Source organism: Candidatus Paceibacterota bacterium, from assembly GCA_030583745.1.
Lineage (GTDB): Bacteria > Patescibacteriota > Minisyncoccia > Phycocordibacterales > BOKC01 > BOKC01.
Genome location: CP129473.1, coordinates 320,989 through 337,240, shown reverse-complemented (window position 1 = coordinate 337,240; position 16,252 = coordinate 320,989). Strand labels below are relative to the sequence as shown.

Sequence of the window (16,252 nt, the reverse complement as noted above, 5' to 3'; positions counted from 1 at the left end):
TCAAAAAATCTAGGCGTGGAGGTGGAGATAGATATCTTCTAGCGCCTTAACTCCGTCGCCACAGGCGATGTTGTTCTGGTGGTATAAAACATTGGTGCAATCGCCGGCTGCCCAAACGCCCTCAATTTTGGTTGCTTGGGTTAGGGGATCAATTGGAATTCTTTTGTATTGATCAAGCTCAAGGAAACCTTCTAGATAATTGGTATTTGGTACCAAACCGATTTCAACAAAAATTCCTTCCGCCGGCATCTCAACAACTTCGCCAGTCTCATCGCTTTTATAGACTATTGAACTGGCAAATTTTTCACCCTTTACTTCCAATATATCAACATTTTTCAAGGCCTTCATTTTCGGATTTTTTAGGACTTTTTCAACAGTAACCGGATCTGCTTTAAAATCTGGACTACGATGCAAAAGCGTAACGCTCTTGGTGTAAGCTAAAAGTTGAGCGGCAGTTTCAAAGCCAGCGTTACCACCGCCAATCACCACGACATCTTTATCAGAAAACATTGGGCCGTCGCAGGAAGCGCAGTAAGTAATACCTTTATTTTCAAATTCCTCGGCGCCGGGTACCTTCAGCTTCCGTCTTTGGCTTCCGCTTGCTATGAGAATGGTTTTTGCAAAATATTCAGCTTTGGTTGTTTTTACGACAAAAACTTCATTTTCTTTTTTAACCGAAACAGCTGTTTCTCCTTCTTTTATATCAACAACATCTCCAGCGTAAGTTTCCAAATGTTTCTTGAAATTTTTTGCCAGATCTTGACCAGAAATAGAGACCGTACCTATCCAGTTCTGGATATCTGGAGAGACGGTACTCTGACTTTCAAAATTTGTAGTTATAAAAACTGTTTTTAACTTTTTTCTGGCGGCATAAACTCCGGCGCCAACACCAGCCGGACCGCCGCCGATTATGGCAAGGTCGTATATCATCTTTTTATTTTTTAGAACGACGCAAGAACGCTGGCACGGCACCCCAATCGTCGTCGTCATCAATCACAGGAGATTTTTTCTCTTCGCTAGACGCTGGGCTTTCTTTTGTCGCGCTCATGCTTGGTAGGGAATTATAAATTTTGCCTTTTACTCCGTTTTCATGTTCGTTACTTTGAAAAAGTGTTTTTTTGATTGAATTTTCTGGAAAACCGGAAGCGATGACTGTAATCTTTATTTCGTTTTTCTTGAGTTTCTCGTCTCTTGCTGTTCCGAAAATTATCTTGGCATTTGGATCAACCGATTCGGTGATAACTTTTGCCGCTTCTTGGATTTCAAACATTGTTAAATCATCTCCGCCGGCAATGGAGAACAAGACACCCTTGGCTCCATTTACCGAAAGCTCCAAAAGTGGGGAATTGATAGCGGCCTTAGCGGCTTCTTCAGCTCTTTTTTCTCCGGTTGCTGTGCCGATTCCCATCAGGGCCGGTCCAGCATTTTCCATAATGGCTTTGATGTCGGCAAAATCTGTGTTTATAACCCCAGGGGTGGTAATGAGGTCGGAGATTCCTTCCACCGCTTGTTTTAAGACATCATCACACATTGCAAAAGCGTTTTTGGCAGTCGTATCTTTTTGGATTGTTGAAAGCAGTCGGTCGTTTGGGATTATGATGATGGCATCAACCGCCGCTCTAAGTTCGTTTAAACCCTGCTCGGCAATTTTCATTCTTTGTTGGCCTTCAAAGAAGAATGGTCTAGTTACGACTCCAACAGTTAAAGCGCCGAGCTCTTTTGAAATTTGCGCGATTCGGGGTGCGGCACCGGTACAAGTTCCACCACCCATGCCGCCAGCGATAAAAACCATGTCAGCACCTTTTATTGCTTCCTGGATTTCTTCTTGTGTTTCTTCAACTGCTTTTCTACCGAGCTCTGGGTTCATCCCAGTGCCGAGTCCACGAGTCAAGTTTTTACCAATGTGAATTTTTCTTTTTGCCAGTGTATTGTGCAAATCTTGCGCGTCAGTATTGATACCGATAAATTCAACCCCTTTGACTTTGGAGTTGATCATGTGGTTTATTGCGTTTTTGCCGGACCCTCCGACTCCCAAGACTTTTATTCTGGCAAAAGCTTCTACTTCAGGTTTAATTTGAGGCATATTATTTAAGGTTTATTTAATTTTCATAATACTAGCAAATCTTTTGAAAATGGCAAATTCTGTTTTCTAAGGCATGAAGCGCTTGATTGTCCTCTTTAATTTTAAACCGACTTTCCTTAAAAACATCCCCATTCTTTCATCATCTTCGCCGGAGCCGAGGCCGATTAAGCAAAGACCATAGACAGATGCCCAAGAAGAATCTTTTCCGCTTTCTTTTGAATTTTTGTTTGGTATCATTCCGATTCTGGTTGGCAGATTCAAATATCCTCTTGCCAACTCCTCAAGTCCGAAGATTTGACTGCCGCTTCCGGAAAATGTTATGCCGGCCGGCAGAAGTCCGCTCCGACCTATTTTTCTTAGATGAGAATCCACCATATCAAAAATATCAGATAGTCTGGCATCAATGATTTCCTCTAGCTTTTTCTTTGGATAAACGGTCGTTGTCAGCCCGCCTTGTTTTATGTGGTCCGCCTCTTCAAGAGAAATTTTTAAACCCAAAGCAATATCGTTTGTGATGTTGTTCGAGCCGGCCGGAATTATTTCAAGTGACACAGGGATACCGTTTTCGTAGACGACTATCGAGACAGTCTCGGCTCCGATATTAACAAGAGCGCAACCAACCCTTCTGTCCCTTTTTGACAATAAGATCATTCCAGCGGCAATTGGTCCTGCTACAAGTTCGGAGACTTCAATCCCAGCTTCTTCAAAGGAGTCCACCAGATTGTTCAGATGTTGCTCTAGAACGGTGATAAAGAGATATTTAGCTTCCAACTTAACACCCTTCATTCCGATTGGATTTCCAGTTGGAGTCGGCTTGCCGTCGATCTTGTATGATAGGGGAATAGAGTGAAGGATCTTTCTGTTGATTATTGATTGTTTCGGTATGTTTTCCTCGCATAATTCAGACAATCTCTCTACATCAAGTTCAGTAATTTCCGAGTCACCCTTGGAGACTGCGGTTTCTGCCGAAACCGTAATATTATTTAGGCCGATTCCACCAACCGACACTAAAGTTTTTTTTATTCTAAACTTGAATCTCTTTTCGATGTCGTTTCTGGCGTGCTTTAATGCTTCCACGAGCTCTTCTTTTTCAGAGACATAACCGTTGTGCAAACCTTTCGCTGGGTAAATTCCGGAACCTTCTATCTTCGGCAAGACCAATTCTCCTCCGTGTATTGCATTGGAAATTCCAATACGGATATTTTGAGTACCAACATCAAATCCGACGACGAAATTTTTTGCCATGATAAAATTCAAAAACTTAGCTGCTTTAAAGACGCAACTTTATTTTCCTGAAAATTATACCATGCTCACGAAAGCGAAATTTTGAATTTTCTGCCAAAGAAGCTTTTATTGTGGAATACTTATTTTGAGTTTGGAGGCCAATATTTTTTCTTGTCGGTCCATTTTTTTTCCGTGCTCAAGGCCTTTGAGATGAAGTAGGCCGTGGATAAAAAGGTAAAGCAAAAAATTTTTTTGGCTTAAGTCGTACGAGACAGCCTGCTTTTTAATGAGCGGTAGGTTTAAGAAAATTTCTCCAGAATTTTTTGAAAGCGAAAAACTCAAGACATTTGTCGGCCGGTTTTTGCCCCGAAACTTTTTGTTCAATTTCTTGGACAGATTGTTTTCTATTAATACCAGACTAAGATCGTATTTTTTGCCGACCACTATTTCTTTTGTTTTTTTAAGAAGCGAGCTTCCTATGGGTAGCTCGCTTCTGGTTTTTTTGGAGATTTCAAACATTCTATCTTTTACCCGGTCGATTTCTGGTGTCTTGAATTTTTCCGAATTTGATAAGGCGATCAACTTCTTTTTTCTTCGCTAATGATTTTAAAGTTGCTTTTTTCTTTTTGAAATCGGATAGTTGTCTGGCCTTGTATCTGATTGATCTGGCGCGTTTTAAAACACCCGACCCCTGGACTTTTCTTGTGAACTTTTTAAGCAGGCCAAGACTATTTTCTGTTCCTGAATTTGAAACTTCAACGTTTGTAGACATAGGTGCAATATGCTACCACAGTAGTTTTTTAAAAGCAAACCAGTGTTCTAAGACGCCCCGATCTTTTTTAGGTGGCCTACTAGGGTTTGGGTTGGTACTGTTTCTTGTGTTCGGCTTTCTGCGTCTCTAACAATTACTGAATTTTCAACCGCCTCTTTTTCTCCGATAATAAGAATGTGTGAGAATTTTAAACTTTCGGCGATAGTAAGCTGATTTGAAATTTGGTCTTTGGTCAGGGCGTGAAATAGAGGAATTTTGGCACGCCTTAATGTGTCCACTACTATAAGACTTTTGGCTTTGGCCTTATTGCCTAAATGCATCAAAAATATTTTTGGTCTTAATTGTTTTATATTTTTCAGTTTTTGATTTTTGTAGCCACGGTCTTTCACCGAGACATAAAGCATTGGCACGTCTTTTCTGACTCCAAATTTTCTGGTGATGTTTTGATGTCTCAATCCAAATGCCAGAACTTCTTCCCCGTCTTTTATTTTAAAAATAGTTCGATGACAATTTTCCCAGTTTGGGATTAAAAAATGGTTTAAGTCATAGGGGGTTTCAAGTTGTTCAAGATATTCCAAAATTTCTCGGAAATGCTTGATGTTTATCTGGTCTAAATAATCGAGTGGTTTTGGGGCGCTATTCCAGAAGCTCTTGAGATTTTCGTTTTCTTTATATTTTCTATAGACCCTGTTTATGTTGGAGTCTTGTATTTGGTTGCCCGGCGTATTGTCCAGATTTTTTTTCAAATGACCGAAGAAATCTTTTTCAAATTTAGTAAAACACTCTCGATCGCCGATATGATTTATCTCAACTTTCAGATTTTGAGCATGTTGAGATAAAAGGGATGTGGCGGTTTTTATAGCAATCGCCTCTGCGATACTCTCAAGTTGACCTAAAATCAAAAGGTTTAGAACAGACTCGGTGTTTTGTTTGCCCACTGTTTCTTTATAGCAGACCATTGTCGGCGACGGGAGTTTCTGAAAGTGCCCGTCAAGATAACTTCTTAAGATTCTGATTTTGTTCTCCAGTCTGTGACTCCTCTCCATTTCGCTTCCTATTTCTGGCTCAGCGATGCAATCATTGCAATCTCCGGATAATACCGAATCTTCTTTAGTTACTCTCGGTTTCTTGATTGGCACGAAACCGTAAAACATCGCCGTTTCAAGGGCTTTGTCTATTTCCTCCAAAATCAAACTATTTTTTTTGTTTATTTTGGTGGATGACATTTTTGTTTATTTATCGTTGAAAACTGAAACTTCCAGGTAGGAACTGAAGCCGGTTGACTGGAAACAGTCGGACAAGCGGTCGACCGATTATCAGTTCTTCTTTTAATGGACCCCAGATTCTTGAGTCGGAGCTTTGGGGTCGGTTGTCTCCCATTACAAAATACTCGTCGCTTTTTAATTTTGTTTTTAAGTTGTCTTGTTTTCTGAATGAAAGATAATCTTCGTCAAGGAGAAATCCTTCAGGAAAATCAGAATTGCTGATTCTGATATTTTCTCCTCTGATTTCGATAGTTTCTCCGGGCAGACCAACAACCCTTTTAATAAAAAATTTTGTAGTGTCTTGCGGATAGCGGAAAATTATGACTTCTCCACGCTTTGGCTGGCTAAACGCCTTGTAAGTTAGCTGATCTACAATCAAATATTCACCCGGATGAAAGGTTGGTTCCATGGAGGCACCATTAACTATGAATGGTTGGGCGATAAATATCCTGAAAGGGACAACGATGAGGAAAGCGATTAAGGTAAACTTCACTAACTCTTTAAAAAAACCGCTTTTTTTATGTACTTGAGGAGTTTCTTCCGTCATCTTGCAGACCATTTTATACGAATAAAAAAATAACGCAAGCTCGAGTGCCGAGTCTGACATAAACATTCAGCCCTCTTGGTTTTTCTAGTGGTTAAAATTCATTTTTTTAATTTGAGATTTTAACTTTTTCAAGTATTCTATATTTGATGATTTATATAATTGGTTTGGGTAATCCCGGCGAAGAGTATGAGGAGACTCGGCACAACACTGGAAGGATGGTTGTCGATTTTTTTCATCGTTCGGCAAAATTTCCCGAATGGAAAATTGATAAGAAGTCCAAATCCCTGATTTCAAAAGGTAAAATCGGAAAAACCGAAGTTCTTTTAATCAAACCAGAAACTTTTATGAATAAATCTGGTATCTCTGCCGCTTCTTTTGTGACTTCAGTCAAAAAAGCTCGAGACCTGATTGTTATTTACGATGATTTGGATTTGCCGTTGGGTAAAATGAAAATTTCTTTCAATCGGGGAGCTGGCGGCCACAGGGGGATTGAATCAATTGAGAGAAGTTTGAAAACCAGAGAGTTCGGTAGATTGAGAATCGGCATATCTCCACAGACTCCGAGCGGGAAACTGAAAAAACCGCAAGGTGAAAAAGCGGTAATTGATTTTATTTTAGGAAAATTTCGAAAACCAGAAATTGATGAGCTGAAAAAAATTTCAAAAAAATCAGTTTTGGCGATTGAAGATATAATTTCCGAAGGTCTCCCGAAAGCAATGGGGAAGTGGAATTAGAAATAAAATTTTATTCTTTAGCTGTTACCGTATCTTTTGTGGCCGGCTTTTCTTCCGGATGCGCTTCCATATAAGAGAGAGTCATTTTTTGTTCTTTTGGTTCAAACAGAGTGATTTTGAATTTATAGCTGTTGCCTAAAGATAATTTTTCGCGGAGTTTTGATTCATTGCCGAATTCGGAGATATGCACCAAGCCGGCCACCCCTTCTTCAATTGAAGCCAAAGCTCCGTGCTTGTTGAATTTGATGACAACTCCGGTGGCAATGTCGTCTTTTTTGTATTTTTTCTCGGCTTCGGTCCAAGGGTTCTTTTTTAGGGCCTTGATTGAAAGTGATATTTTTTCGTCTTTGACCTCAATGATTTTAACTCGGACTTTTTCACCGACCTTAAACATTTGTTTTGGATCTTCAACCAAACCCCAATCCATTTCTGAAATGTGTACTAACCCTTCAAGACCTTCTTCAACTTTAACGAAAGCTCCGAAATCAACAACTCCGGTAATTTCTCCTTCAACTTCGTCGCCGACTGAATATTTTTCTATAATCTTTATCTTCTTTTTCAACTCTGGACTTTTTTCAGAAAAAATCAATTTTCCTTCTTTCGGCGAGGCGTTGATGATTGAGACGGAAAGTTTCTGACCAACCATTTTTTTCAATTCTTCAAGAATCCTGTCTTTGTCGCCATCTGCAACGCGCGGATAATGTTCAGAATTAAGCTGGGAAGCTGGTAGAAATCCGATTACTCCCTGCCAGGTCAGCATTAAGCCACCTTTGTTTGCCTCTTGCACAACGAGCTCAAAAATACTCTTACTTTTTATAGCTTCTTCAGCTTCGCTCCAAACTTTTGCTTGCCTAGCTTCTTTTAATGAAATTTCAAAATAACCATCTTTTTCTTCAAGGTCTATTATTTTTCCGCTGATGTTGTCCCCAGGACTGACATTTTTGATGATGTCTCTTGCGATATTGAATTCTCGGCCGTAAATGATTCCTGTGCCGAACGGTTGGAGATCAACAAAAACTGAATTTTTATAGACGTCTATAACCTGGCCATCGACAAGGTCACCAACAGCCGGCGGGTTTGAGATTTCGCTTATGAATTTGCTGGTCAATGACTTATCATCGTCTCCAATAGAATTTTCCTCGGAAACCGATTTCCTAGTCTTGCCTTCTGATGTTTCTTCTCTCTCTAATTCTAAAGTGGCTGTTTGGGTCATTTTTTATATGTCTTTTTGGGACAAGTTATACCATTATATTGATTATTTAATTTGTGTCAAAAGATAAAATTAGGCCTTTCTATCTGTATTTTAAAATAGCGGTATGCTATAATTTAAGCATGGTAATCACTTACCACGGTTTAGAATTTGTCAAAATAACCTTTGGTGACATTACGATTGCTTTTAACCCTGTTTCCAAATCTTCCGACTACAAATCGTCGTCCTTTGGCGCCGATATGGCTTTTATCAGTTTGAATGACCCCGATTTTAACGGTTGGCAATCGTTGGCGAGAGGGGAGAAGGAACCTTTTGTCATAAATGGACCCGGAGAATATGAATTCAGAGGAGTCTTTGTTCGCGGTTTTCCGTCTTTTTCTTCTTATAAAAATAAAAAACGCCCAAATACATTTTATAACGTGATTTTGGAAGAGACGTCGATTTGTTTCCTTGGTGCCATAAGTTCTGAAAATATAAAAGACCACCTCAACGCTTTAGAAGAAGAAGTTGATATACTTTTTATACCGATTGGCGGGGATGGCGTGTTAAGCGCCGCTGAAGCTTATAAGACAGCAGTCGGACTGGAATCAAAAATAATTATTCCGATCCATTTCAATTTCAATGGCGACAAAAATTCTTTGAAGACCTTTTTGAAAGAAGGTGGAGAGGAAAATTTGAAGCCGGTTGAAAAGCTGTCTTTGAGGAAAAAAGATTTAGTCGGTAAGCAGGGCGAGATCGTTGTCTTATCTCAAGGTTAATTTTATTTTCTTAAAAATGAACGAAGATTTTTTTGGAAAGATTGCAAACAGTTCGCAACGGCAAAAGAAAACCATCGCTTTTGTTATTTCTTTTTTTATAACCCTAGTAATATTTTCTTTCTGGATAATAGACTTTCGGTCTCAAAACGAATCCTTGGCCAAAGCAAAAGAGAGCGAGTATGGTAATACACCTTTCTCAACGTTACGGAAAAATTTCAGCCAGACTTTTGAAATTCCCAAGCAAAACTTTGCTTCCTTAAAATCGGCTATGACTGACTTTTTTGCTAAGCAAGCCGAGGTTTTTGAGGAAATTGAAAAGAGTGTTTCGACAACAGAAGAGAAAAGTCTTGATGACAGTCAAGTCATTGTCCTTGATTAAAAACTTTAAGTGATTTTATGCCAAAAGAAAAGCCAGAAAAAAAAGGATTACAAGATGATTTAAGAGCAGAAAACTCCGGAATTATTTCTCGCGATATAACTTTGGAGATGAAAGAATCGTATTTGGATTATGCGATGTCGGTTATTACCGCGCGCGCTTTGCCGGACGTGCGAGACGGCCTAAAGCCGGTCCAAAGGAGAATTCTTTACGCTATGCATGAGATCGGTCTTTCAGCTGGTGCCAAGACTAGAAAGTCAGCCAAAATTACTGGAGATGTAACTGGTAATTATCATCCTCACGGCGATACTGCTGTCTATGAAGCGTTGGTGAAAATGGCACAACCCTTTGTTATGCGCTACCCGTTGATTATCGGCCAAGGAAATTTTGGCTCAATTGATGGCGACAACGCTGCGGCACCAAGATATACCGAAGCCAAAATGTCTAGAATCGCCGGCGAGCTTTTACGCGATTTGGAAAAAGAGACGGTTGAATGGAGGCCGAATTACGAAGGCACAAGGCAAGAGCCGACTGTTTTGCCGGCCGCCGCGCCGAATTTGCTTTTAAACGGTACGCTTGGCATTGCTGTTGGCATGGCGACCAATATCCCGCCACATAATTTGCGGGAAGTAGCAGAGGCGGCCATTTATTTAATTGACAACAAAGATGCAACAACCGAAGATCTTTTGAAATTTGTTAAGGGGCCTGATTTTCCAACAGGCGGAGTTATTTTCAACGAAAAAGATATTCATCATGCTTATGCCACCGGCCGAGGCGGGGTGATTGTTCGAGGCGAAGCGGAAATTGTTGAAAACAAAACCGGCCAGTCGCAGATTATCATTTCTTCAATTCCTTATCGCGTCAATAAGGCCGACTTAATAATGAAGATTGCTGACATGGTTCGCGAGAAAAAAATTGAAGGTATTAAGGCCTTGCGCGATGAATCAACAAAAGACATTAGGGTTGTAATAGATTTGAAAAACACCGCCCACCCTCAAAATGTCTTGAATTATCTCTATAAACACACCCAACTGGAAGAAACTTTCCATTACAATACAGTCGGCTTGGTTAAAGGCGTGCCTCAAACACTTTCCTTAAAGGGATTGCTTGAAGAATTTGCTGAACACAGAGTGGTGATTGTTCGAAAGAGAACAGAATATGATTTAAGAAAAGCAGAAGAAAAAGAGCACATTCTTCTAGGGCTTAAAAAAGCTCTTGATCATATAGATCGAATAATCAAGCTTATAAAATCTTCAAAAGACGTTACGGATGCACACAAGAAACTAAAGCAGGAGTTCAAGTTTTCTGATATACAAGCCACGGCAATTTTGGAAATGCGCCTTCAGAAATTAGCTGGTCTGGAAAGAAAAAAGATAGAAGAGGATTTGAAAACCACCCAAGAGCTTATTAAAAAATTAAAATCCATTCTTTCCAGTCCGAAGATGATTTTGCAAATTATCAAAGACGAAATCAAAGAAATTGCCGAAAAGCATGGAGACGAGAGGAGGACAAAGGTCGTTAAGGGCGGAGTCAAGAATCTTTCAGTTGAAGATTTGGTGCCGGAAGAAGAAAATGCTCTAGTTCTGACGGCTGGAGGTTATATCAAAAGAACCAACCCGGAAGAATTTAGAAGACAAAAACGCGGTGGGGTCGGCGTTATTGATTTGGATACCAAAGAAGAAGATTTTGTAACAATCCTTTTGACAGCTTCCACTCACGATGACGTCTTATTTTTTACTGACAAAGGCAAGGTCTACAAGACTAAAATGTACGAACTGCCAGAAGGCCGAAGGGCGACTCGTGGCAAGTCGGTTATGAACTTTATTTCGCTTGAAGCCGATGAAAAAATAACCTCCATTCTACCTCTGAAGAAAGGCAAGGATGTTTCAAAACTTTCAGTTTTTATGATAACCGAGCGTGGTACTGCCAAAAAAGTCAAAGCCGAGAGTTTTAGCGATGTCAGAAGAAGCGGAATTATCGCTATCAAACTACCGTCCGGCGACAGACTTGTCTCGGTTGAGCTTGTTAGTGTGGGCGACGATGTGGTTGTTGTTTCTTCCAAAGGTCAGTCAATCAGATTCAAAGAATCTGATTTTCGAGATATGGGGCGAGGGGCAACCGGTGTCAGGGCCATTAGACTCGGGAAAAACGACGTCGTTGTTGCTATGCAGGTCGCAAAGAAAGAATATAAAGATCCGGAAATTCTTGTTGTCAGTCGCGGTGGTTACGGCAAGAAAACCAGTTTAAAAGAATACAAAAATCAGAAGCGTGGTGGGTCGGGGATTAAGACAGCGAAGGTTACTGAAAAGACCGGACCACTTATCACTGCTAAAGTTATAGAAGAGGAGGAAGAAATTGTTGCTATTTCACAAAAAGGTCAGGTCATCAGAACCGCGCTTTCCGAGATTCCGACTCTTGGACGACAGACTCAAGGTGTTAGAATAATGAAGCTTAGAGAGGGTGACAAAATCGCGTCTTCAATTTGCTTGTAAAAGTTTTCTATTGTTAATAAATTTAAAGACGGTTTTTGGTTTTTTAGTATAATTAAAACCGAATGCCTTTTACCAATCCTAAGAAAAATATAGAAAAATTCCAGATTTTGCCCGGAACTTGCGTAGTTGATTTAGGTTGCGGATCTGGGGAATACTCACTTTTGGCAGCTTTACTCGCTGGAGAAAAAGGCCGGCTTTATGCTGTTGATATCCAGAAAGATGTCTTAACAAGCTTGAAAAGACGCGCGCAAGAAAAACGGATTTTTAACATTGAGGTAATTTGGGGTGACGTTGAAAAGCTGGGCGGGACACATCTTGTTGATGATTCTGTTGATGTCGCTATCGCTTCAAACATTTTTTTTCAAATTGAAGACAAAGAGAGTTTTGTTCAGGAAACCAAAAGAATTTTAAAGACAGGTAAAGGCAAAGTTTATCTTATTGACTGGCTTGATTCTTTTGGCAATCTTGGGCCGGAGAAAAGTCGCGTGGTTTCTCCGGAAGTCGCCAAGGAGATTTTTTCCCGAAACGGTTTTGTACTAGAGAGAGTGTTATCGGATGTCGGAGAGCATCATTATGGTCTAGTCTTTAGGAAATTGTAGTCGTGTTATTATATTTCTAAATCTGACATGAAAAATATTTCTAAATTCCAATTAATTGTTCTTGGTGTTTTTGCCGCTTTTTTCATAATCGGCATTTTGGTTTTTGCGATGGCAAGAAGTGGGAGTAGGACTGCGGTTATTGAGGTTTTAATGTGGGGAGCGATGCCGAGAAACCAATTTGCTGAAGTCCTTAAAGCTACCGGTCTAGACCAAAACGAAGAAATTAAAATAAGTTACGAAGAAAAGAGGCCGGAGACATTTGACCAGGAACTTCTTGAGGCATTGGCAAAAGACGCCGGACCAGACTTGTTTTTTGTTAGCAGTGATAATTTGTTGAAGCAAAAACAGAGAATTTTCGCTGTTCCTCTTGCTAGTTTTTCGGAAAGAGATTTCAAAAAATCCTTCATTGAGGGCGCTGAAGTTTTTTTGTCTGAAGAAGGGGTTTGGGCTTTGCCGATCTCAATTGATCCTATGGTGATGTACTGGAATCGAGACATTTTTACCTTTGCCGGATTGATCGAGCCACCTTCGTTTTGGGATGAGTTTTATGATATCTCTTCCGCACTGACGAGAAGAGACCCAAATTTTAATATCACCAGAAGCGCTTTGGCCTTAGGTGAGTTTACCAACATAAACCACGCTTTTGAGATTTTGAGTTTACTTATTATGCAGGCCGGAAATCCGATAGCCGAAAAAAAGTCAAACGGGGTTTTGACGAGCACGCTCGACGAGGCAAGAGGTCTGCCGGCCCTACCGGCCGAAAGAGCTTTAAGTTTTTATACCGAATTTTCAAACCCTTTAAAACCTTTTTATAGCTGGAACCGCGCCCTGCCCAAGTCAAAAGACTTTTTCGTTGCTGGGGATTTAGCGATCTATCTTGGTTTTGCTTCCGAACTTTTTGAAATTCGCGATAGAAATCCTAACCTTAATTTTGACGTAGCTCTAATACCCCAAGCCGAAAGTGTTAATAATAGAATTGTCTATGGAAAAATGGAGGGTCTTGCGATAAGTAACCGCTCTAGAAATATTGCCGGAGCTTTCAGAGTAGCTTCAATTCTTTCCGGCCAAGATAATTCCCGAGCTTTCAGTCAGATTAGGAATTTGCCGCCAGCAAGAAGAGACCTGCTTTCCTTGCGACCGGAAAGAGCTTTTATGGAGACTTTTTATCAAAGCGCTGTAATTTCAAAGACTTGGCCAGTGCCGGATAAAACAAGAGTGTCGAATATCTTCAGAAACATGATAGAATCGGTTACTGGTGGCCGAGCGGTAGTTCGCGACGCCGTTCAAAGAGCTCATCAAGAACTTAATTTGATTTTGAGATAAATTAAATGAAGAAGTTTTTATTTTTTTCTATAATTTTTACTCTGGTTTTTGTTTTTACCCCTTTGCCTTTCTTAGCGACAGGGCAAATATTACCCGATGCTGGAGACGGAGTTGGCGAATCAACACCTCCACCCCCATCTGAACCGCAAAGCGAGCAATCACAGCAGGGTGGCGGGGGATTGGTTCCAAACTGTCCGCCGGAAGGTTGCGGTTGGACGGAGCTTTTGATTTTGGCACAAAACGTAATGAATTTTTTGATTATAATTTCTCTACCTCTTTCCGCCATCGCTTTTGCTTATGCCGGATTTCTATATTTGACAGCAGCGGGCAGTGAAGACAAAATCAAGAAAGCCCACGAGATTTTTAAAAACGTGGCGATTGGTCTTTTTCTTGTCTTGGCGGCTTGGCTTATTGTCTGGCTTATTATTTCAACTCTGTTACGGGAAGATTCACTTCTTCAGCTCTTAAGACCGAACAAATAATCGTGATATAATTATGTTGAAAATGAAAAGTAAATATTTTTTTTCGGCAGTTTCTCTTTGTTTGTTTTCCATTTTTCTAATTTTATTTTTCGTAAATCCGGTTTTGGCCAACATAACCGAGCCCGCAAATCCTCCCGGCATAGAGTCGCCGTTCAAGGACCCAAAAATGACTCTTATTGGTCTTCTTAACTTGATTTTGAGAGATATTGTTTTGCCGATTGGCGCTGTGATAGCGGTCTTGGCTTTGATCTTTACCGGCTTTCTTTTTGTTACGGCGCAGGGCAATGAAGACAAGTTGAAGACCGCCAAGAAATCTCTGACTTGGACGGTTGTTGGTATTGCTGTTTTACTCGGCGCGTTGGTGATTTCCGAGGGTATAAAAAATACAATTTGTTTGATTTCTGATATTCCGGGATTAGAATGTCCAAAAAAATAAAATGAAGAAGTTTTCAAAATTTTCACTTATTCTGTCAACTTTGTTTTTTTTGCCACATATTGCGAGCGCGCAACTTCAACCGAGAACCCCAAGAAATTTTCAGGAATTTGCGGATATAGTTTTAAACATATTGTCTTTAGCCGCGCCCCTCGTAATCTTTATTTCTTTTGTAATATTTTTTTGGGGATTGGCGATTTTTATCTTGAAAGCCGATGAAGAGGACAAGAGAAAGAGTGGAAAGACTTTGATGATTTGGGGCATTATCGCGCTTTTTATTGCCGTTTCAACTTGGGCTTTGGTTGGGATTCTATACGCCAGCGTTCTTGGTTCCGAATTTAAATTTTTACCCCAATTAAGAACAAAATGAAATATTCTATTACAAATAAACACTTGAAATTCTTGGCGATATTTTTTTTGTTTTCGCCCGCTCTTGTTTCGGCTCAAAATCCGACCATTCAGTCTCTTCTGGCTTGGGCTTGGATACCACTTTATCTTTTACTTATTACCATTATGGGTTTTGCTTTAGCGTTTTTTCTTTGGGGCGCTGCGGTTTTTATTTTGAATTCCGGCAATGAAGACAAGAGAAGGGAAGGGAGGCAAAGAATGTTGTGGGGGATCGTAGCTTTGGTGATAATGGTTGGTATTGGCGGGATTATGTGGGCTTTGCAATTAGGATTCGGACTGTCGCCCATCCCTAGATAGATTAAAAGTCAGAATAATTTTTAAAATTATCGTATAATTTATAAATATGATTCAAATTCTTTGCAATTGGGGCGCAATACCAAAAGATGTTTGCCAGTATCTTCTTGGAATACCCGGTTTTGACCACTATGGTCCGTTTGTTGTTTTTCTAGTTAATTTTTTGGCTCTTGCAAATATTCTGGTCAAGGTCATTATCGCTTTAGCGCTTATTTTCTTTCTCTGGGGAATGGCCTTGTTTGTATTGAATGCCGGAAGCGAGGACAAAAGGTCTGAAGGGAAACAAAAGATGCTCTGGGGGATTATTGTTCTTGCAGTGATGATCGCAATCTGGGGTATAGTTCGACTTTTAGCTTCAATTTTTCTACCGACTGGGGCACCTCTACCGCCGATTTTTATTCCTCCGGTTTTGCCAAGGTAATTTTGTGCAAAACTGCGGTTGAATAAAATGTTTAATCGTATTAAAATTTAAAAGGTCGTTAAAATTTAAAAGTTGTTTTTTTATTCACAAAATAAATGAAAAAATTATTAGCATGGGTTTTGCCGGCCGGATTTCTTTTTATTCTTCCGGTTGCTGTCTTAAATGCCCAATTCGGCGAAGTTGGTAATTTCTTGAACGCTTTCAAGGGATTCTTGAATGTTGTTACAGGGGTCATTATCGCTTTAGCTTTGGTCTTCTTCCTTTGGGGCTTGATGATGTTTGTGGCTTCTGCCGGTGACGAAGAAAAAAGAGGAAAAGGTAAGCAAATCATGATTTGGGGTATTATTGCTTTCTTTGTGATGGTTGCGATTTGGGGAATTGTGAACCTTCTGATTACTATTTTTCCGGAAAGACAACCGCCCGCTCCTCCAGCGATTCCAGGACTTTAAGATTTTTCTGAAGAACCCCGCTTTTGGCGGGGTTCTTGCCTTGAAAACAAATGATCGAAATTATTTACAAAGTCAATCAGGTCATTATTAATCCGCTGATTATTCTGCTTTTGGCTACTGCCAGTCTTGTTTTTCTCTGGGGTATTTTGCAGTTTGTTGCTGGAATGGAAAGTGAAGAAAAAAGGGCGACCGGTAAGAAACATATGCTCTGGGGGATTATCGGACTTTTCATTATGGTGGCCGTTTTTGGGATAATCAAAATTATTCTCGGAACTTTCGGAATTTCAGCGCCGGGAGGCATAATTCCTTAAATCAAACGTCTGGTGCGAAAAAATATAGAATTGAAAAAGCGGCGAGCATGATGCTCGCCGCTTGCGTGTAG

21 protein-coding genes are annotated in these 16,252 nt (G+C 40.2%); 13 read left to right on the top strand and 8 right to left on the bottom strand.

The features are described from left to right. Positions 1–9: 9 nt before the first annotated feature. From QY304_01795 to lepB, 7 genes are all read right to left on the bottom strand, one after another. Positions 10–930, bottom strand: coding sequence for an FAD-dependent oxidoreductase (locus QY304_01795; protein WKZ26811.1), 921 nt, complete (start codon positions 928–930; stop codon positions 10–12). Positions 931–934: 4 nt separating this feature from the next. Next, complete coding sequence (ftsZ, locus tag QY304_01790; GenBank protein ID WKZ26810.1) at positions 935–2,083, bottom strand: cell division protein FtsZ; 1,149 nt, start codon at positions 2,081–2,083, stop codon at positions 935–937. 66 nt (positions 2,084–2,149) lie between these two features. Further along, entirely contained in the window at positions 2,150–3,328 is a 1,179-nt protein-coding gene (locus QY304_01785; protein ID WKZ26809.1) for a cell division FtsA domain-containing protein, read from the bottom strand. A 105-nt stretch (positions 3,329–3,433) separates the two neighbouring features. Further along, positions 3,434–3,826, bottom strand: coding sequence for an rRNA maturation RNase YbeY (ybeY, locus tag QY304_01780; protein WKZ26808.1), 393 nt, complete (start codon positions 3,824–3,826; stop codon positions 3,434–3,436). A 1-nt stretch (position 3,827) separates the two neighbouring features. Further along, a complete protein-coding gene (locus tag QY304_01775) occupies positions 3,828–4,079 on the bottom strand; it encodes a hypothetical protein (GenBank protein WKZ26807.1) in 252 nt (83 codons plus the stop codon). A 47-nt stretch (positions 4,080–4,126) separates the two neighbouring features. Continuing rightward, on the bottom strand, positions 4,127–5,305 hold the full coding sequence (locus tag QY304_01770; protein WKZ26806.1) for a His/Gly/Thr/Pro-type tRNA ligase C-terminal domain-containing protein: 1,179 nt from the start codon (positions 5,303–5,305) through the stop codon (positions 4,127–4,129). A gap of 10 nt (positions 5,306–5,315) precedes the next feature. Beyond that, the gene (lepB, locus tag QY304_01765; protein ID WKZ26805.1) at positions 5,316–5,957 is read right to left on the bottom strand and encodes a signal peptidase I; all 642 of its coding nucleotides are present in this window, start codon (positions 5,955–5,957) and stop codon (positions 5,316–5,318) included. Positions 5,958–6,037: 80 nt separating this feature from the next. Between lepB and pth the strand changes: the two genes are divergently transcribed. Beyond that, positions 6,038–6,625 (top strand): aminoacyl-tRNA hydrolase, encoded by a 588-nt coding sequence (gene pth, locus QY304_01760; protein WKZ26804.1) that lies wholly within the window; start codon positions 6,038–6,040, stop codon positions 6,623–6,625. Positions 6,626–6,635: 10 nt separating this feature from the next. Here the strand turns inward: pth and QY304_01755 are convergent, their stop codons facing one another. Continuing rightward, positions 6,636–7,838, bottom strand: coding sequence for a S1 RNA-binding domain-containing protein (locus QY304_01755; protein ID WKZ26803.1), 1,203 nt, complete (start codon positions 7,836–7,838; stop codon positions 6,636–6,638). Positions 7,839–7,957: 119 nt separating this feature from the next. Between QY304_01755 and QY304_01750 the strand changes: the two genes are divergently transcribed. From QY304_01750 to QY304_01695, 12 genes are all read left to right on the top strand, one after another. Further along, positions 7,958–8,593, top strand: a complete 636-nt coding sequence (locus tag QY304_01750; protein WKZ26802.1) for an MBL fold metallo-hydrolase — start codon at positions 7,958–7,960, stop codon at positions 8,591–8,593. 16 nt (positions 8,594–8,609) lie between these two features. Further along, a complete protein-coding gene (locus QY304_01745) occupies positions 8,610–8,972 on the top strand; it encodes a hypothetical protein (GenBank protein WKZ26801.1) in 363 nt (120 codons plus the stop codon). Positions 8,973–8,989: 17 nt separating this feature from the next. Beyond that, on the top strand, positions 8,990–11,461 hold the full coding sequence (gene gyrA, locus QY304_01740; GenBank protein WKZ26800.1) for a DNA gyrase subunit A: 2,472 nt from the start codon (positions 8,990–8,992) through the stop codon (positions 11,459–11,461). Between the two features lie 62 nt (positions 11,462–11,523). Next, positions 11,524–12,060: a class I SAM-dependent methyltransferase gene (locus QY304_01735; protein WKZ26799.1), complete on the top strand. Its 537-nt coding sequence runs from the start codon at positions 11,524–11,526 to the stop codon at positions 12,058–12,060. A 27-nt stretch (positions 12,061–12,087) separates the two neighbouring features. Further along, the gene (locus QY304_01730) at positions 12,088–13,383 is read left to right on the top strand and encodes an extracellular solute-binding protein (protein WKZ26798.1); all 1,296 of its coding nucleotides are present in this window, start codon (positions 12,088–12,090) and stop codon (positions 13,381–13,383) included. 5 nt (positions 13,384–13,388) lie between these two features. Continuing rightward, entirely contained in the window at positions 13,389–13,865 is a 477-nt protein-coding gene (locus QY304_01725) for a pilin (GenBank protein ID WKZ26797.1), read from the top strand. 22 nt (positions 13,866–13,887) lie between these two features. After that, a complete protein-coding gene (locus QY304_01720; protein ID WKZ26796.1) occupies positions 13,888–14,301 on the top strand; it encodes a pilin in 414 nt (137 codons plus the stop codon). Between the two features lies 1 nt (position 14,302). Further along, positions 14,303–14,668, top strand: a complete 366-nt coding sequence (locus QY304_01715) for a hypothetical protein (protein WKZ26795.1) — start codon at positions 14,303–14,305, stop codon at positions 14,666–14,668. Next, entirely contained in the window at positions 14,665–15,003 is a 339-nt protein-coding gene (locus tag QY304_01710; protein ID WKZ26794.1) for a hypothetical protein, read from the top strand. Before QY304_01715 ends, QY304_01710 begins: the two co-directional genes overlap by 4 nt. Before the next feature lie 46 nt (positions 15,004–15,049). After that, on the top strand, positions 15,050–15,421 hold the full coding sequence (locus QY304_01705; GenBank protein WKZ26793.1) for a hypothetical protein: 372 nt from the start codon (positions 15,050–15,052) through the stop codon (positions 15,419–15,421). A 95-nt stretch (positions 15,422–15,516) separates the two neighbouring features. Beyond that, on the top strand, positions 15,517–15,870 hold the full coding sequence (locus QY304_01700; protein WKZ26792.1) for a pilin: 354 nt from the start codon (positions 15,517–15,519) through the stop codon (positions 15,868–15,870). Between the two features lie 50 nt (positions 15,871–15,920). Next, a complete protein-coding gene (locus QY304_01695; protein WKZ26791.1) occupies positions 15,921–16,181 on the top strand; it encodes a hypothetical protein in 261 nt (86 codons plus the stop codon). The last annotated feature ends 71 nt before the right edge of the window (positions 16,182–16,252 follow it).

Excerpts from the sequence above, each read along its gene's own strand:
- QY304_01795 (WKZ26811.1), bottom strand. The coding sequence starts at position 930 with ATGATATACGACCTTGCCATAATCGGCGGCGGTCCGGCTGGTGTTGGC.
- ftsZ (WKZ26810.1), bottom strand. The coding sequence starts at position 2,083 with ATGCCTCAAATTAAACCTGAAGTAGAAGCTTTTGCCAGAATAAAAGTC.
- QY304_01785 (WKZ26809.1), bottom strand. The coding sequence starts at position 3,328 with ATGGCAAAAAATTTCGTCGTCGGATTTGATGTTGGTACTCAAAATATC.
- ybeY (WKZ26808.1), bottom strand. The coding sequence starts at position 3,826 with ATGTTTGAAATCTCCAAAAAAACCAGAAGCGAGCTACCCATAGGAAGC.
- QY304_01775 (WKZ26807.1), bottom strand. The coding sequence starts at position 4,079 with ATGTCTACAAACGTTGAAGTTTCAAATTCAGGAACAGAAAATAGTCTT.
- QY304_01770 (WKZ26806.1), bottom strand. The coding sequence starts at position 5,305 with ATGTCATCCACCAAAATAAACAAAAAAAATAGTTTGATTTTGGAGGAA.
- lepB (WKZ26805.1), bottom strand. The coding sequence starts at position 5,957 with ATGTTTATGTCAGACTCGGCACTCGAGCTTGCGTTATTTTTTTATTCG.
- pth (WKZ26804.1), top strand. The coding sequence starts at position 6,038 with ATGATTTATATAATTGGTTTGGGTAATCCCGGCGAAGAGTATGAGGAG.
- QY304_01755 (WKZ26803.1), bottom strand. The coding sequence starts at position 7,838 with ATGACCCAAACAGCCACTTTAGAATTAGAGAGAGAAGAAACATCAGAA.
- QY304_01750 (WKZ26802.1), top strand. The coding sequence starts at position 7,958 with ATGGTAATCACTTACCACGGTTTAGAATTTGTCAAAATAACCTTTGGT.
- QY304_01745 (WKZ26801.1), top strand. The coding sequence starts at position 8,610 with ATGAACGAAGATTTTTTTGGAAAGATTGCAAACAGTTCGCAACGGCAA.
- gyrA (WKZ26800.1), top strand. The coding sequence starts at position 8,990 with ATGCCAAAAGAAAAGCCAGAAAAAAAAGGATTACAAGATGATTTAAGA.
- QY304_01735 (WKZ26799.1), top strand. The coding sequence starts at position 11,524 with ATGCCTTTTACCAATCCTAAGAAAAATATAGAAAAATTCCAGATTTTG.
- QY304_01730 (WKZ26798.1), top strand. The coding sequence starts at position 12,088 with ATGAAAAATATTTCTAAATTCCAATTAATTGTTCTTGGTGTTTTTGCC.
- QY304_01725 (WKZ26797.1), top strand. The coding sequence starts at position 13,389 with ATGAAGAAGTTTTTATTTTTTTCTATAATTTTTACTCTGGTTTTTGTT.
- QY304_01720 (WKZ26796.1), top strand. The coding sequence starts at position 13,888 with ATGAAAAGTAAATATTTTTTTTCGGCAGTTTCTCTTTGTTTGTTTTCC.
- QY304_01715 (WKZ26795.1), top strand. The coding sequence starts at position 14,303 with ATGAAGAAGTTTTCAAAATTTTCACTTATTCTGTCAACTTTGTTTTTT.
- QY304_01710 (WKZ26794.1), top strand. The coding sequence starts at position 14,665 with ATGAAATATTCTATTACAAATAAACACTTGAAATTCTTGGCGATATTT.
- QY304_01705 (WKZ26793.1), top strand. The coding sequence starts at position 15,050 with ATGATTCAAATTCTTTGCAATTGGGGCGCAATACCAAAAGATGTTTGC.
- QY304_01700 (WKZ26792.1), top strand. The coding sequence starts at position 15,517 with ATGAAAAAATTATTAGCATGGGTTTTGCCGGCCGGATTTCTTTTTATT.
- QY304_01695 (WKZ26791.1), top strand. The coding sequence starts at position 15,921 with ATGATCGAAATTATTTACAAAGTCAATCAGGTCATTATTAATCCGCTG.